At 70.4% G+C, this 15,771-nt stretch carries 15 protein-coding genes and 1 pseudogene; 12 read left to right on the plus strand and 4 right to left on the minus strand.

All coding sequences use genetic code 11. The features are described from left to right. The first annotated feature begins 114 nt into the window (after positions 1 to 114). Complete coding sequence (locus ACFY0F_RS08615) at positions 115 to 963, plus strand: sensor histidine kinase (RefSeq protein ID WP_388790864.1); 849 nt, start codon at positions 115 to 117, stop codon at positions 961 to 963. Continuing rightward, the gene (locus ACFY0F_RS08620; RefSeq protein ID WP_388791331.1) at positions 963 to 1,640 is read left to right on the plus strand and encodes a response regulator; all 678 of its coding nucleotides are present in this window, start codon (positions 963 to 965) and stop codon (positions 1,638 to 1,640) included. Before ACFY0F_RS08615 ends, ACFY0F_RS08620 begins: the two co-directional genes overlap by 1 nt. A 30-nt stretch (positions 1,641 to 1,670) precedes the next feature. Here ACFY0F_RS08620 and ACFY0F_RS08625 read toward each other — a convergent pair whose 3' ends face one another. Genes ACFY0F_RS08625 through ACFY0F_RS08640 form a run of 4 tightly spaced genes read right to left on the minus strand, consistent with a single transcriptional unit; the run spans position 1,671 to position 5,840 of the window. Beyond that, positions 1,671 to 2,705 (minus strand): LacI family DNA-binding transcriptional regulator, encoded by a 1,035-nt coding sequence (locus tag ACFY0F_RS08625; protein ID WP_388790866.1) that lies wholly within the window; start codon positions 2,703 to 2,705, stop codon positions 1,671 to 1,673. Further along, on the minus strand, positions 2,702 to 3,607 hold the full coding sequence (locus ACFY0F_RS08630) for a carbohydrate ABC transporter permease (protein WP_388790868.1): 906 nt from the start codon (positions 3,605 to 3,607) through the stop codon (positions 2,702 to 2,704). The genes ACFY0F_RS08625 and ACFY0F_RS08630 overlap by 4 nt, the downstream gene beginning before the upstream one ends. Beyond that, a complete protein-coding gene (locus ACFY0F_RS08635) occupies positions 3,604 to 4,527 on the minus strand; it encodes a carbohydrate ABC transporter permease (protein ID WP_388790870.1) in 924 nt (307 codons plus the stop codon). The genes ACFY0F_RS08630 and ACFY0F_RS08635 overlap by 4 nt, the downstream gene beginning before the upstream one ends. Beyond that, complete coding sequence (locus ACFY0F_RS08640) at positions 4,524 to 5,840, minus strand: extracellular solute-binding protein (RefSeq protein WP_388790872.1); 1,317 nt, start codon at positions 5,838 to 5,840, stop codon at positions 4,524 to 4,526. Before ACFY0F_RS08640 ends, ACFY0F_RS08635 begins: the two co-directional genes overlap by 4 nt. Positions 5,841 to 6,070: 230 nt before the next feature. Between ACFY0F_RS08640 and ACFY0F_RS08645 the strand changes: the two genes are divergently transcribed. The 10 genes and pseudogenes from ACFY0F_RS08645 to ACFY0F_RS08690 all read left to right on the plus strand — a co-directional run bounded on the left by ACFY0F_RS08645 (position 6,071) and on the right by ACFY0F_RS08690 (position 15,762). Further along, on the plus strand, positions 6,071 to 8,098 hold the full coding sequence (locus ACFY0F_RS08645) for a beta-galactosidase (RefSeq protein WP_388790874.1): 2,028 nt from the start codon (positions 6,071 to 6,073) through the stop codon (positions 8,096 to 8,098). Between the two features lie 137 nt (positions 8,099 to 8,235). Further along, complete coding sequence (locus tag ACFY0F_RS08650; RefSeq protein ID WP_388790876.1) at positions 8,236 to 9,795, plus strand: glycosyl hydrolase 53 family protein; 1,560 nt, start codon at positions 8,236 to 8,238, stop codon at positions 9,793 to 9,795. Between the two features lie 193 nt (positions 9,796 to 9,988). Further along, entirely contained in the window at positions 9,989 to 10,294 is a 306-nt protein-coding gene (locus ACFY0F_RS08655) for an ArsR family transcriptional regulator (RefSeq protein ID WP_388790878.1), read from the plus strand. A gap of 44 nt (positions 10,295 to 10,338) precedes the next feature. Then, the gene (locus ACFY0F_RS08660) at positions 10,339 to 11,319 is read left to right on the plus strand and encodes an SMP-30/gluconolactonase/LRE family protein (protein ID WP_388790880.1); all 981 of its coding nucleotides are present in this window, start codon (positions 10,339 to 10,341) and stop codon (positions 11,317 to 11,319) included. Positions 11,320 to 11,396: 77 nt separating this feature from the next. Further along, on the plus strand, positions 11,397 to 11,858 hold the full coding sequence (gene crcB / locus ACFY0F_RS08665; protein ID WP_388790882.1) for a fluoride efflux transporter CrcB: 462 nt from the start codon (positions 11,397 to 11,399) through the stop codon (positions 11,856 to 11,858). Beyond that, positions 11,855 to 12,191 (plus strand): annotated as a pseudogene (locus tag ACFY0F_RS08670) (DUF190 domain-containing protein). Before crcB (ACFY0F_RS08665) ends, ACFY0F_RS08670 begins: the two are co-directional and overlap by 4 nt. Further along, positions 12,188 to 12,553: a fluoride efflux transporter CrcB gene (gene crcB / locus ACFY0F_RS08675; RefSeq protein ID WP_388790884.1), complete on the plus strand. Its 366-nt coding sequence runs from the start codon at positions 12,188 to 12,190 to the stop codon at positions 12,551 to 12,553. The pseudogene ACFY0F_RS08670 and the gene crcB (ACFY0F_RS08675) overlap by 4 nt, the downstream one beginning before the upstream one ends. 75 nt (positions 12,554 to 12,628) lie before the next feature. Continuing rightward, positions 12,629 to 13,465, plus strand: coding sequence for an undecaprenyl-diphosphate phosphatase (locus ACFY0F_RS08680; RefSeq protein ID WP_388790886.1), 837 nt, complete (start codon positions 12,629 to 12,631; stop codon positions 13,463 to 13,465). Positions 13,466 to 13,651: 186 nt separating this feature from the next. Then, entirely contained in the window at positions 13,652 to 14,329 is a 678-nt protein-coding gene (locus ACFY0F_RS08685) for a FadR/GntR family transcriptional regulator (protein ID WP_388790888.1), read from the plus strand. Further along, positions 14,326 to 15,762, plus strand: coding sequence for an amino acid permease (locus tag ACFY0F_RS08690; protein ID WP_388790890.1), 1,437 nt, complete (start codon positions 14,326 to 14,328; stop codon positions 15,760 to 15,762). Before ACFY0F_RS08685 ends, ACFY0F_RS08690 begins: the two co-directional genes overlap by 4 nt. The last annotated feature ends 9 nt before the right edge of the window (positions 15,763 to 15,771 follow it).

Genomic DNA, 15,771 nt, shown 5'->3' on the forward strand with positions numbered 1-15,771 from the left:
GCCGGCCGGCATCCCTCCCCGGACCGCATCACGGCACGCGTCTCATCCCACAGATGCAGACGGCTGGATCCACAGGCCGATGCGGATGTCAGTGGTGTCTGCGACAGTGATCGCATGGGGGAACGTGACTGGTTGGTGGCGGCGCTGGGGGTGGCGTGCGCGGCCGTCGTATGGCTGGGCGTGGCGCTGCTGCGGACCCGGCGCCGCTGGCAGGCGGCCGTGGGGGAGCGCGGCTGGCTGCTGGAGCGGGAGCGGGAGAGCGCCGCGCACACCGCGGTCGCGGCCGAACGCGACCGCATCGCCCGCGAGTTGCACGACATCGTGAGCCACAACGTCAGCCTCATGGTCGTCCAGGCGAGCGCGGCCCGGGAGGTGCTGGGGACCATGCCGGACGAGGCAGCCGCCGCCCTGCGGGCCGTCGAGGACGCCGGGCGCGGTGCCATGACCGACCTGCGGCACCTGCTGGGGCTGCTGGCGCCGGCGGCGAGCGGTGAGGACGAGGACCCCGGCCCGGCCGGGGCCCGCGCGGACCTGACCCCGCAACCGGGCCTCGACCGCCTGAGCACGCTCGTCGACCGGATCTCGTTCGCCGGACTGCCCGTCGAGGTACGGATGTCCGGCGACCCGCGTCCCCTGCCCCAGGGCGTCGACGTGACCGCGTACCGCATCGTCCAGGAGGCCCTCACCAATGCGCTCCGGCACGGCAACGGCGGCAAGGCGGAGGTGATGGTGCGCTACGCCGAGAACGCGCTGCGCGTGGAGGTCCTCAACACGGGCCCCAGCGTGCTGACCGGCACCGGCAGCACCCCCGGCACCGTGCCGCCGCGGCGCCATGAGGGCGCGGGCCGCGGCCTGCTGGGGCTGCGCGAACGGGTCGCCGTGTACGGCGGCGACCTCGACGCCCGCCGCAGACTCGGCGGCGGCTACCGGGTCCGGGCCCGCATACCCCTGGACCGCCCGTGATCCCGGGCGCGCCCGAGCGGGCGCCCCGTGTCCTGGTCGTCGACGACCAGACCCTGATCCGGACCGGCTTCCGGCTGATCCTCACCGCCCGGGGCATCGAGGTCGTGGGGGAGGCGGCCGACGGCGCCGAGGCGGTGGTGGCCGCGCGGGAGCTGCGGCCGGACGTCGTGCTGATGGACATCCGGATGCCGGCCATGGACGGTCTGGAGGCGACGCGGCGCATCCTGGAACGGGCCCCGGAGTGCCGGGTGCTGATCCTGACCACCTTCGACCTGGACCGCTACGTGTACACCGCGCTGTCGCTCGGTGCCAGCGGGTTCCTGCTGAAGGACGTCACGCCGGAGCACCTGGCCGCCGCCGTACGGCTGGTGGACACCGGTGACGCACTGCTGGCCCCGGCGATCACCCGGCGCCTCGTCGAGCGGTACGCGGCGGAGGCCGACCGGGCCCCCGTCGTCCACGCCGACCTCGCCGCGCTCACACCCCGGGAGCGCGAGGTCCTGACCCTGCTGGGCCGCGGTCTGTCCAACACCGAACTGGCCGCCGAGCTGACGCTGAGCGAGGCGACCGTCAAGTCCCACGTCGCCCGCATCTTCGCCAAGCTCGGGCTGCGCGACCGCGCCCAGGCGGTCGTGCTCGCGTACGAGACGGGGCTGGTCAGACCGGGGGAGCGGTGAGGCACCGGAAGGGGCACGGGCTGTGTCCGCTCAAGCGGAATCGCGGCGCACCAGTTCCGTCGGCAGGATCACCGCCGCCGGGTCCTCGCCGCCGATCTGGGCGAGCAGCACACGGACCATCTCCGCGCTGATCCGGTCCCAGGGCTGGCGGATGGTGGTGAGGGCGGGGCTGACGGCGGTGGCCGCGGGGGAGTCGTCGAAACCGCCGACGGCGATGTCGTCCGGCACCCTCCTGCCCGCTCGCTGCAACGCCGCGAGCACACCCTGCGCCATCAGGTCGGAGGCGACGAAGACGCCGTCCATGTCCGGGGCCCGCGCCAGCAGCCGCTCCGCGCCGGTCTCGCCGCTGGCCCGGCTGTAGTCACCGGAGACGACGAGGTCGTCGTCGAGGCCGACACCCGCCTCGGTGAGCACCTCCTTGTAGCCGGCGAGACGCTCGACACCGCCGGGGGTGTCGAGCGGCCCGGTGACCACGCCGATCCGGCGGCGGCCGATCGACAGCAGATGGCGCACCATGTCGCGGGCGCCGTCGCGGTCGTCGGCGGCCACGTAACTCACCTTCGAGCCCAGGCCGATCGGCTTGCCACAGGCGACCAGCGGCACGCCCGCCTCGCACAGCTCCTGGGCCACCGGGTCCCCGGAGTGGCTGGAGACCAGCAGCACCCCGTCGACGTGCCCGGCGGTGATGTACCGCGCGATGCGCCGCCGTTCGTCCTCCGTACCGGCCAGCATCAGCAGCAGCGGGATGTCGTGGGCGGCCAGCGCCTGGGTGCAGCCGCGCAGCAGGACGTTGAAGTTGGGGTCCTCGAAGAACCGCTCCTGCGGCTCGGTCAGCAGGAAGCCGATGGAGTCGGAGCGTCCGGTGATCAGGGAGCGGGCGTGCCGGTTGACGACGTACCCGGTCCTGCGGATCGCGGCGTTCACCGCTTCCTGCGCGGCGGGACTGACATAGTGACCGCCGTTGAGCACCCGGGAGACGGTGCCCCTGGAGACCCCCGCCTCGCGCGCCACGTCGTGGATCGTCGGCGGTTTGCGCCGGCCCGCCGCATTGCTGCTCATGGTCATGACTTTACGGCCCCGGACAGCAGGTCCAGGCTCCAGAACCGCTGGATGACCAGGAAGAGGACGATCAGCGGCAGGACGGCCAGTCCGGCGCCGGTGATCACCAGTGTGTACAGCGCCGGGGTGTTGGAACCCTGCTCCAGCAGTGTGTACAGGCCGAGCGGGATCGGGAACTTCTCGTCGTCGCTGAGCATGATGAACGGCAGCAGGAAGTTGTTCCACACGGCGACGAACTGGAACAGGAACACCGTCACCAGGCCGGGCACCATCATCGGCAGGGCGATCCGGGTGAAGATCCGCCACTCGCTGGCGCCGTCCATCCGCCCGGCCTCCACCACGTCACCGGGGACGGCGGCGGCCGAGTAGATACGCGAGAGGTAGACGCCGTAGGGGGAGAGGATCTGCGGGAGCAGCACGGACAGGTAGGAGTCCGTGAGGTTCGCCTTGGCCAGCAGCAGGTACTGCGGCACGGCGAGGATCACCGGCGGCATCAGCACGCCTGCGAGGAGGACGTTGAAGATGGTCTCGCGGCCCCGGAAGCGGTAGGTCGCCAGCGCGTAGCCGCTGATCGCGGACACGACCGTGGACAGCAGGGCGCCCAGACCGGCGTAGAGGGCGGAGTTGCCCAGCCACCTCCAGTAGATGCCGTCGCGGTAGGCGGTCAGGTCCTTGAGGTTGTCGGCGAGACCGGTGCCCGGCAGGAACGTGAACGTCGAGAACAGCTCGTGCCCGGACTTGGTGGCCGCGATCACCACCCAGGCGACCGGCAGCAGCATGTAGAGCGCGCCGAGCAGCAGCGTGACCGTCGGGACCAGCGCGATCCGGCGGCGCAGCGGCGGACCCTGGGCGGTGCCGGGGGCGGTGCCGGCGGCCTGGGCGGCGTTGCGGACGGCAAGAGAACTCATGCTGCTTCCTCCTGCTTGGTGCGGCGGTTCGTGGCCCGCAGAAAACCGAACGACAGGACCAGCGTGACCAGGGCGATCAATGTGGCCTCGGCGGCCGCCGAGTAGATGTCGTTGCGGCGGAAGGCGTCCTGGTACACCTTCATCAGCGGGCTCCAGCTCGTGTTGAGGGAGTTGGTGAGCGGTTTGAGGGTGGTCGGCTCGTTGTACACCTGGAGCGTCGCGATGATCGAGAAGAAGAAGGTCAGCACCAGCGAGGGCGCCACCATCGGGATCTTGATCCGCAGCGCGATCTGCAGCGGGGTGGCGCCGTCCAGCTTCGCCGCCTCGTACACCTCGGCAGGAATGGCCTGCAGCGCGGTGTAGATGACGATCATGTTGAAGCCGGTGCCGCCCCAGACCGCGATGTTCGACAGGGCGAGGTAGAGCGGGCCGCCGTCCAGCAGGTTCGGCTGCGGCAGGTGCAGCTTGTCGAGCACGAAGTAGAAGGGGCTGACGTCCGGCAGGTACAGGAAGCCCCACAGCAGTGCCGCCACGACGCCGGGGATGGCGTACGGCAGGAAGATCGCGAGCCGGGTGAACGGCGCGAGGCGGACCTTGTCGGAGTCGAGCATCAAAGCGAAGAGCAGGGCGAGGCCCAGCATCACCGGGACGACGATGCAGCCGTAGCCGAGCACGCGCAGGGCGCCGTCGAGGAGTTCGTGGTCACGCAGGGCGTCGGAGTAGTTCTCCAGCCCGGCCCAGACCTCCTTGCGCGCACCCGACCCCAGGCCGAGCCCGGAGACGTGCACCTTGCGGAAGCTGAGCCAGACCGCATACCCGATGGGCAGCGCGAAGAACAGGGCGAAAAGGATCGTCGCGGGGAGGAGGAAGGCGTACGGGGCCCCCTTGACCCCGTACGCCTTCCGGCTTGTGCTGGTCACTGAGCGACCTCGAAGCCCTGCTTCTTCATGTCGGCGACCGTGTCGCCCTGCATCTTGTCCAGGGCGGCGGCGAAGTCCGTCCTGTTCTTAGCGGCGGCCCCGAAGGCGTCGTTGAAGGACGAGTAGGCGACGTTCACGTCGGGGCCCCACGCGGACGGCGCGGTGGTGTTCGCTATCTTGGCGGCCTCGGTGTAGAAGTCCGCCTGGTTGGAGAAGTACGCCGGCGGGTTGGTGAAGGCGCCGGAGAGCTGGGCGGAGGTCGAGGCCGGGTAGATGCCGCTGTCCTTCGCCAGCGCGTTGAGCGCGTCGTGGTCGGTGTTCAGCCACTCGGCGAACTCGGCGGCCGCCTCCTGGTGCGGGGAGTCGGTGGTGACGGCGGTGGAGGAGCCGCCCCAGCTTCCGGTGACGTTCTCGCTGTCGGACCACTGGGGGAGCGGGGCCATGGCCCACTTGCCCTTGGTGTCGGGCGCCGCCGTGGTCAGCGTGCCCGGCGCCCACACGGCGCTGACCCAGGCGATCTGCTTCCCGGTGTCGAGCGCCTTGTTCCAGGCCGGGGTGTACATGGGCTGGTTGTCGATGGCGCCCTCCTTGACCAGGCCGCCCCAGAACCTGGCGACCTTCTGGGTGGCCGCGTCGTTGATCGCGACCTTCCACTTGTCACCGGAGGTGGTCCACCACTTGGCGCCGGCCTGCTGGGCGAGACCGGCGAAGAGACCGGAGTCGTTGGCGGAGAAGGTGGTCAGGTCCTTGTCGGGAGCGACCTTCTTCAAGGCGCGGGCGGTCTCGGCGAACTGTTCCCAGGTGGCGGGGACCTTCAGCTTGTACTTCTTGAACAGGTCCTCGCGATAGTAGAACATCATCGGCCCGATGTCCTGGGGGACCGCGTAGACGGAGTCGGTGCCGAGCGTGGTCTGCTGCCACACACCGTCGGCGAACTTGCCCTTGACGTCGCCGACCTGCTTGGAGATGTCGGCCAGCGCGTCATTGCTCACCAGCGTCGGCAGCGCCTGGTACTCGGCCTGCACCAGGTCCGGCGCCTTCTTCGCCTTGTGCGCGGTGAGGATCTTGGTGACCAGCGTGTCGCCGGACGCCTGCTTCTTCACCGTGACCGTGATCCTGTCCTTCTTCCCCGGCCCCTTGTTCCACAGGTCGACGACCTTGTCCATACCGGGCGTCCAGGTCCAGTACGTCAGTGAGACCGGGCCCGACTCGGCCTTGCTGCCGTCTTCGGAGCCGCAGGCGGCGAGGGCGGTGGCCCCGAGCGAGACGGCGACGGCGGTTGTCACGAGGCGACGGCGCTTCGTGTGCGGCATGGAACTCTCCCCTGACCTGGGTTCCCGCCCGCTGCGGGAACCTGCCCTGCAGAAGCCCTCTGACCCGGGTCCCCGCCCGTCGCGAGGCCCTGTCCGCTTCTGTGAGCGTTCACAGTAGAGAAACATCCCGGACACTTGTCAATGGTTGTTGCTGTGCGGTTATGTTGGCCCTCGCACTGCTGACCATGTGTGTGCACGTTCCCAAACGATCGACATCTCGGGAGACATCCATGCCGGAGACCACCCCCAGCGGCCTCACCGGGCTCGCCTTCGGTGGGGACTACAACCCCGAGCAGTGGCCGGAGAGCGTCTGGCTCGAGGACGTCCGGTTGATGCGGGAGGCCGGGGTCACGATGGTGAGTGCCGGGATCTTCTCCTGGGCCCTGCTGGAGCCCTCGCCGGGCGAGTACGACTTCGGCTGGCTGGACCGGATCCTGGATCTGCTGCACGAGAACGGCATCCGCGTCGACCTGGGCACGCCCACCGTGGTGCCGCCCGCCTGGTTCTACCGGGCGCACCCCGAGGCCCTGCCGGTCACCGCCGAGGGGGTGCGCTACGAGTTCGGTTCGCGCGGCGCGATCTGCCACAGCAACGCCCACTACCGCGCCGCCGCCGCGAACATCACGGCCAAGCTGGCCGAGCGCTACGGCGACCACCCGGCCCTCGCCATGTGGCACGTCCACAACGAGTACGGCGTCCCCGTCTCCGCCTGCTACTGCGACTCCTGCGCCGCCCACTTCCGCCGCTGGCTCGCCGACACCTACGGCGACGTGGAGGCGGTCAACGAGGCCTGGGGCACCGCCTTCTGGGGGCAGCGCTACACCGGCCTCGACCAGATCAACCCGCCGCGCGCCACCCCCACGGTCGGCAACCCGGCCCAGGCGCTGGACTACAAACGCTTCGCCGACGCCACCGTCAGGGAGAACTTCCGCGCCGAGCGGGACATCCTTCACCGCATCTCGCCGGGGATCCCGGTCACCACCAACTTCATGACCGCGCTCAGCCAGTGCGACTCCATGGACTACTGGGCGTGGGGCCGCGAGGTCGACCTCGTCTCCAACGACCACTATCTGATCACCGACGGCCGCCGCACCCACGTCAACCTTGCGATGGCCGCCGACATCACCCGCTCGGTGGCGGGCGGCGCACCCTGGCTGCTCCTGGAGCACTCCACCTCGGGCGTCAACTGGCAGCCCCGCAACCCCGCCAAGGCCCCGGGCCAGATGGCCCGCAACTCCCTCGCGCATGTCGCACGGGGCTCCGACGGCGCCATGTTCTTCCAGTGGCGGCAGTCCCGGCGCGGCGCCGAGAAGTTCCACTCGGCGATGCTGCCGCACGGCGGCACCGAGACCCGGGTGTGGCGCGAGGTCGTCGAACTCGGCGCGAGCATCGACTCGCTGAGCCAGATCCGCGGCACCCGCACCCAGGCGGACGTGGCGGTCCTCTGGGACTGGCACTCCTGGTGGGCGCAGAACCTCCAGTGGCGCCCCAGCGAGGACCACGACGCCCGGGAACGCGCCGACTCCTTCTACGAGGCCCTGTACGACCGTCACCTCACCGTCGACTTCGCCCGCCCCGAAGCCGACTTGTCGAGATATCCCCTTGTCGTCGCACCGGCGATGTACCTGATGACGGAGGCCGCCGGGAAAAACCTCGAGGAGTACGTGGGCAACGGCGGCACGCTCGTGGTCTCGTACTTCTCCGGCATCGTCGACGAGCACGACGCCGTGCACGACGGCGCCTACCCGGGGCCGCTGCGCGACGTCCTCGGTCTGACCGTGGAGGAGTTCTCACCCCTGTTGGAGAACCAGCGGGTGCGCGTCACCGGCCCCGAGGGCTCGGAGCTCACCGGCGACGTGTGGACGGAGTTCGTGGTGCCGCACGGCGCCGAGACCGTCTGGACGTACGCCGACGGCCTCACCGCAGGCCGCCCCGCAGTCACCCGGCACCGGCTCGGCGAGGGCACCGCCTGGTACGTCTCCACCCGCCTCGACACCCACGGCCTCGACGAGGTGCTGGCCCGGGCCGCCGCGGACGCCCGGATCGCGCCGCGCACCGATCTGCCCCGGGACGTGGAGGTCGTGCGCCGCGCCGGCGATTCGGGCGGCCCCGCCTTCCTCTTCGCGATCAACCACACGGCCACCGACGCCAAGGTGCCCCTGGAGACCCCCGGCACCGAACTGCTGACGGGCGAACGCGCCGCGGGCCGCCTGGTGGTCCCCGCAGGAGCCGTCCGGGTCGTACGGCTCGACGGCTGAGGACGACCGAAGACCCCTGGGGCCCACCGGCTCCCCTCCGCCCGCGTGAGCCGTACGAGCCGTGGGCGGAGGGGCTCTCCTCCCCTCCCCGGGGAGGACATCCCCGACCCACCACGTCGAAGGGACGACGGACGACGATGTTCCATCCCAGACGCACCCTGAGAGCCCTGCTGCTGCCGCTCGCGGCGGGGCTCGCCCTGACCGCTCTGCCCGCCCAGACCGCGCAGGCGGCGAGCACGCTCACCAACGGCGGATTCGAGTCCGACGGCACGGGCGCGGCCACGCCCAGCGGCTGGTCGGAGTACGGCGACACCGGCGCCTCTTACACCGAGTCCGGTGGCCACGGCGGCAGTTACCGGCTGAGCCACTACTCGTCGTCCGCCTACAAGGTGGAGACGTACCAGTACCTGTCCGGGCTGGCCAACGGCACCTACACCCTCACCGCCTGGGTGCGCTCCAGCGGTGGGCAGAACTCCGCCTACCTGGCGCTGAAGAACTGCGGGAGCCCGACCCAGCGCACCGACCTGCCGGTGTCCACCAGCAGCTGGGTCCGCATCGTCACCTCCATAGCGGTGACGAACAACCAGTGCACGATCAGCGTCGACTCCGACGCCAACGCCGGCAACTGGATCAACGTCGACGACCTGAGCCTCACCTCGGGCAGGACAGGTCTGACCGTCAAGGGCGCCGACATCTCCTCCCTCGCCAAGAGCGAGGCCAAGGGCGGGGTGTACAAGTACAGCTCGGGCAGCACCGGCGACGCGGTCACCATCCTGAAGAACGCCGGCATGAACTACGCCCGCCTGAAGGTCTGGGTCGACCCCGCCGACGGCTACAACAACAAGGCGCGCGTACTGGCCATGGCCAAGCGCGTCAAGGCGGCCGGCATGAAGCTGCTGGTCGACTTCCACTACTCGGACACCTGGGCCGACCCGGGCAAGCAGACCAAGCCCGCCGCCTGGGCCTCGCACTCCTACAGCCGGTTGAAGACCGACGTCTACAACCACACGTACGACGTCCTGAACGCGCTGAAGGCGCAGGGCACCACCGCCGACATGGTGCAGATCGGCAACGAGATCAACGGCGGCATGCTGTGGTCCGAGGGCTCGACGGACAACTGGCCGCAGCTCGCCGGCCTGATCAACTCCGGCTACAGCGCCGCCAAGGCGGTCTCCTCCGGCACCCGGGTCGCGCTGCACCTGGCCAACGCCGGCGACGACGCCACCGTCCGCTGGTGGTTCGACAACGCCAGGACGTACGGCATCGACTACGACGTGATCGGCCTGTCCTACTACGGCTACTGGCACGGCTCGCTCGCCGCCGCGCAGACCACCCTCGACGACGCCGCCGCCCGCTACGGCAAGCCGGTGTTCATCGCCGAGACGGCCTATCCCTTCCGGTTGGACAGCGACGACCCGCTCACCAACCAGATCGACACCACGGGGGAGCTCGTCGCCGGCTACCCGGCGACGGTGGCCGGGCAGACCCGGTGGATGAACGACGTGGCGAGCATCGTGGAGGCCGTCCCGAACGGCCGCGGCCTCGGCGTCTTCTACTGGGAGGCCACCTGGACCGCGGTCACCGGCAACGGCTGGGACCCGGCCGACGCGACCTCCGGCAACGGCTGGGAGAACCAGGCGCTGTTCGGCTACGACGACAAGGCGCTGTCGTCCATGTCGTGGTTCAGCCACCGCTGAACCGCCGCGACGGGGCCCGGCCGTGTGGGGGCGGCTGGGCCCTTCGGCGTCTTGCCTGGGCCGGAAGCGGAACTCCCTTGTCGGGAAGGGGCGTTCGGTACCGGACAAGGGCCGGCGAGTCCCGTGCGCGACGGTGAAGACCGCGGGACAGTGGGAAGACGGAACATGAGGAGGCGCGGACGGAGGCGACGCGATGCTGAGGACTCCCGCGGGCGATCGGCGCCTGGACATCCTTGAGTGGCTCAAGGACCCGGCCGCGCACTTCCCACCCGAGCGCCACGCCGACCCCGTCGAGGACGGCGTCACCGCACGTGCCGTCGCCGCCAAGCTCGGCGTCTCCCGCCGGGCCGCCGACACCCACCTCGGCCTGCTGACCCGCATCGGTCTGCTGCAGGCCAAGCGGATCCGGCGCCGCACCTACTACCGGCGGGACGAGGTCCGGATCGCCGAGGTGGCCCGGATGTTCGAGAAGGGCTGGCAGGGGCACCTGCGACCATGAACTCCCCGGCCACCGCACCTCGGATCACGAAGGGCAGGGCGCACATGGAACGTGCCACGGCACCCGTACCCCTGCACCCCCTGCGCTACGTGGCGATCGGCGGCAGGGGACCCGAGGACGTGGTGGCCGACGACCGGGGACGGGTCCTGACCGGTGTCGAGGACGGCCGCATCCTGCGCCTCGACGGCCTCGCCGACCCCGGCACGGCACGCGTGGAGGTGCTCGCCGAGACCGGCGGCCGGCCCCTCGGCCTGGAACTCCTCCCGGACGGCGACCTGGTCGTCTGCGACGCCGAACGCGGTCTGCTCCGCGTCGGCCTCGGCGGTCGTGCCGCCGGCTCCGTGGACGTACTCGCCGACTCGGTGTCGGGGGAGTCGCTGCGGGGCTGCAGCAACGTGGTGGCTCTGTCCGACGGCAGCCTGTACTTCACCGTCTTCAGCCGCCGTCACCCCCTGCGTCACTGGATGGCCGACCTCGTCGAACACACCGGCACGGGACGTCTGCTGCGCCTCCCGCCCGGCGGTGGCGGCCCCGAGGTGCTGCTGGAAGGGCTGCAGTTCGCCAACGGCCTCGCCCCGAGCGCGGACGAGTCCTGCCTGGTGGTGGCCGAGACGGGTGCCCGCCGACTGACCCGCTACCGGCTCACCGGCCCGCGGGCGGGTACCGCCGAGCCCCTCGCCGACGGCCTCCCGGGCATGCCCGACAACATCTGGCGAGCCGGTGGCTCCGGCCCGCTCTGGGTGGCCCTGGCCGCACCGCCCGTCCCCCCGCTGGACCTGCTGCACCGCACCCCGCCCGTCGTGCGCCGGGCCGCCGGCCGCGCCGCCGCGCACGCGTCCTTCCGCCCGACGGGCTACGCCGGCGTCCTGGCCGTCGACGACGACGGCACCACCGTCCACCACCTCACCCGACGCCGGTCCGGCTTCCGCATGGTCACCAGCGTCTGCCTCACCGGCGGCCACCTGGTCCTGGGCAGCCTCCGGGAGCGCGGCATCGCGGTCTGCGAGGCACCCACCGCGAAGTGACCCCCGCGGCGGCCCGGCGGTACCCTGATGCCCGGCCGTGCTCGAGACGACGGGGCCGAACCAGGAGATGCACGACCATGACAGCCCCGGAAGCCGAGAGCCTCCGCGTCCAGCCCGGCCCCGCGCGGCCGTCGGCCTGGCGTGCGCAGACACCCGTGGTCGCCGTGGTCGCCCTCGGCGGTGCCCTCGGCGCGACGGCCCGCTACGCACTGTCCCTGGCCTGGCCCACCGCCCCGGGCGGTTTCCCCTGGGCCACCTTCTGGACCAACGTCAGCGGCTGCGCCGTGATCGGCGTGTTCATGGTGATCATCACCGATGTGCGGGCCGCCCACCGCCTCGTACGCCCCTTCTTCGGCACGGGTGTGCTCGGCGGGTTCACCACCTTCTCCACGTACGCCGTCGACCTCCAGAGGCTTCTCGACGGCGGCCACCCCCGGACGGCGCTCGGCTACCTCGCCGCGACCCTGCTCGCGGCCCTCACGGCGGTCTGGGCCGCCGCGGCGGCGACCCGCCGTGTCCTGAAGCGGAGGCAGCCATGACCCGGCTGACCGGCAGCGCGCCGCGCGTCACCGTCTTCGTCGGCGAGCACGACACCTGGCACCACACATGCGGCCGGTCTCGCGGGAGCCGGCGTCTTCCGGGGCATCAAGGGCTTCGGCGCCTCCTCCCCGACCCACACCTCGCGGCTGCCGTCCCTGAGCGAGGACCTGCCCGTGGCGGTCGTCATCGTCGACACCGAGGAGCGGGTACGGGCCTTCCTGCCGCAGCTCGACGAACTGGTCACCGAAGGCCTGGTGATGCTGGACGACTGCGAGGTCATCCGGTACGCGGGCCCGGTCGGCACGGACGGGAAGGGTAAGAAGTCGTTGTGAACTGGCTGCTGGTCGCCCTCGGCGCCATGGTCGGTGCTCCGCTGCGCTATCTGACCGACCGCGCGGTGCAGTCCCGGCACGACTCTCTCTTCCCCTGGGGCACGTTCGTGGTGAACGTCACCGGCTGCCTGATCCTCGGCCTGCTGACCGGGGCGTCCGCCGCCGACGCGCACCTCAGGCTGCTGCTGGGCACCGGCCTGTGCGGAGCGCTGACCACGTACTCGACCTTCTCGTACGAGACCCTGAGGCTGACCGAGACCGGTGCGGGGCTCTACGCTGCCGCCAACGCCGTCGCGAGTGTGACGGCGGGACTCGGTGCGGCCTTCGCCGGCGTGTCACTCGCCCGGGCGGTAGGGGCGTAGGCACGGGACTCACACCCGGGCATAGTAAGACTGTCTACAGCACTGTCGACCAACTCCTCAGCAGAACTGGATCCCATGAGCGCCATCTCCGTCGGTCAAGCCGCCGTCCTCGGTGTCGTCGAGGGGGTGACCGAATTCCTCCCCGTGTCCTCGACCGGGCACCTCAAGATCACCGAGGGGCTCATGAACATCCCCGTCGACGACAAGTCCGTCGTCGGCTTCTCCGCCGTCATCCAGGTCGGCGCGATCGCGGCCGTGCTCGTGTACTTCTTCAAGGACATCGTGCGGATCGTCTCGGCCTGGGGCCGTGGCATCCGCAACAAGCAGGAGCGGTACCACCACGACTACAAGTTCGCCTGGTGGGTGATCTACGCGACCATCCCGATCGTCGTGGTGGGCCTCGCGGCCAAGCCGCTGATCGACGGTCCCCTCGCCTCGCTGTGGGTGGTCGCGGGCTCGCTGATCGTCGGATCCGGTGTGATGTGGGCGGCGGACCAGATGGGCCGGCACAAGCGCGGCGAGGACGACACCTCGTTCAAGGACGCCATGCTGGTCGGCTGCTCCCAGATCCTCGCCCTGCTCTTCCCCGGCTTCTCCCGCTCCGGCGCCACCATGTCCACGGCGCTCATCCTCGACCTGGACCGCGTCGCCGCCACCCGTCTGTCCTTCTTCCTCGGCATCCCGGCCCTGACCGGCGCCGGCCTGTACGAGCTCAAGGACGCCCTGGGCACGGGCGTGGGCGCCGCCCCGCTGGCCGTCGGCACCGTCGTCTCCTTCGTGGTCGCCTACGCCTCCATCGCGTGGCTGCTGAAGTTCGTCGCCAAGCACTCCTTCAACGCCTTCGTCCTGTACCGGATCGTCGTCGGCCTCGCGCTCTTCGGTCTGCTGGGCAGCGGCGTGCTCGACGGCTGACCGGCGTACGGCCGCCGGGCCGTCGGTGATCTTTCACGGGGTGTGATGCAGAGATTCATGCATCACACCCCGTGAATGTTTCCTTTTCAGGTGTCTTGACAGCGTCCTTCCGCAACCCGCAGGATCGAGCCCGTGAACCTGTCAGACAGCCAGACAGGTGGTCCTGGGCCGCGGCGCGTCAGTGCGATGGAAGCGGTACTCGCCCACCTCCGCGGTGCCATCGAGCGCGGTCAGTACGCCATCGGGGAGAAGCTCCCGTCCGAGGCGGAGCTCTGCCGCACGCTCGAGGTCTCCCGGCCCGTGCTCCGCGAGGCCCTGCGGGCCCTGCAGACGATGGGCCTGACCGTCTCCAAGACGGGCAAGGGCACCTTCGTCGTGGCGAACGCCGTCGAGGACCCCACCTTCGGCGACTACGTGGCCAGCGACCTGCTCGAGGTGCGCCGGCACATCGAGATCCCGGTCGCCGGGTACGCGGCCCTGCGCCGCACCCCGGAGAACCTCGACCACCTCGCCCACCTGCTGGACCGCATGGAGCGGGAGACGGACACCACCGCCTGGGTCGCGATGGACACCCTCTTCCACCTCGCCGTGGCCGAGGCCGCCCAGAACCCGGTCTTCCGCCGGGTCATCGAGGAGATCCGCGACGCACTGGCGCGTCAGTCGGCCTTCCTCAACGAGCTGGGCGGCCGCCGCGAGCAGTCCAACCGCGAACACCGGGCGATCGTCGAGGCGCTGGTCGACGGCAGCGAGCACGACGCGGTGGAGGCCATGTCCCACCATCTCGACCGCGTCGAGACGACCCTCACCGACATCGTGCGCTCAGCGCGCACGGACACTCCCACGGAAGGCGGACCCGAGGCGTGAGCGAGCACCTCAAAGAAGAGACGCGCCCATCGTCCCGTCACGTCGACGCCGGCGACTCGGGCTACAGCAAGTCCCTGAAGTCCCGGCACGTCAACATGATCGCCATCGGCGGCGCCATCGGCACCGGCCTCTTCCTCGGCGCGGGCGGCCGTCTGGCCGACGCCGGACCCTCCCTGTTCATCGCCTACGCGGTCTGCGGCGTCTTCGCCTTCCTCGTCGTGCGCGCCCTCGGCGAACTCGTGCTGCACCGGCCGTCCTCCGGCGCCTTCGTGTCGTACGCCCGGGAGTTCCTCGGGGAGAAGGGCGCCTACACCGCGGGCTGGATGTACTTCCTCAACTGGGCGACCACCGGCATCGCCGACATCACCGCGGTGGCCACCTACACCCACTACTGGGGCATGTTCTCCGACATCCCGCAGTGGGTGATCGCGCTGATCGCGCTGGCCGTCGTGCTGACCGTGAACCTGATATCCGTGAAGATGTTCGGCGAACTGGAGTTCTGGTTCGCGATCGTCAAGGTCGGGGCACTCGTGGTCTTCATGTGCATCGGCATCTTCCTGTTGGTCACCCAGCACCCGGTCGACGGCCACCACCCCGGCCCGTCCCTGATCACCGGTCATGGCGGTGTCTTCCCCCACGGCCTGATGCCGATGCTGCTGATCATCCAGGGTGTCGTCTTCGCCTACGCCTCCGTCGAGTTGGTGGGCGTCGCGGCCGGTGAGACCGAGAACCCCGAGAAGATCATGCCGAAGGCGATCAACTCGATCATGTGGCGGGTGGGCGTGTTCTACGTCGGCTCGGTCGTCCTGCTGTCGATGCTGCTGCCCTGGAACAGGTACTCGGCCGGCGAGAGCCCCTTCGTCACCGTGCTGTCCAACATCGGCGTCCCGGCGGCCGGCGGCGTGATGAACCTGGTGGTCCTCACCGCGGCGATGTCCTCGCTCAACTCCGGCCTGTACTCCACCGGCCGCATCCTGCGCTCGATGGCGGTCAGCGGCTCGGCCCCGAAGTTCACCGCGCGGATGAGCCGCAGTCAGGTGCCGTACGGAGGGATCCTGCTGACCAGCGGTATCTGTGTGCTGGGCGTCGGCCTCAACTACGTCGTACCCGCCGACGCCTTCGAGATCGTGCTCAACTTCGCGGCGATCGGTATCCTTGCCACCTGGGGCATGATCATGATCTGCCACCTGTTCTTCTGGCGGAAGACCCAGAAGGGCGAACTGACCCGGCCCGGTTACCGGCTGCCGGGCTCCCCCTGGACCGAAATCGTGACGCTGGCGTTCCTCGCCTCCGTCCTGGTCCTGATGTACGCCGACGGCGGCGCCGGACGCACCACCGTGCTGTGCCTGCCGCTGATCGTCGCAGCGCTGGTCGCGGGCTGGTACGCCGTCCGTGGCCGAACGGCGCGCCAGTCCACGGGGGCCGACGCGTGAACCGGGCGC

Origin of the sequence: Streptomyces sp. NPDC001544 (assembly GCF_042894285.1) — a bacterium.
Lineage (GTDB): Bacteria > Actinomycetota > Actinomycetes > Streptomycetales > Streptomycetaceae > Streptomyces.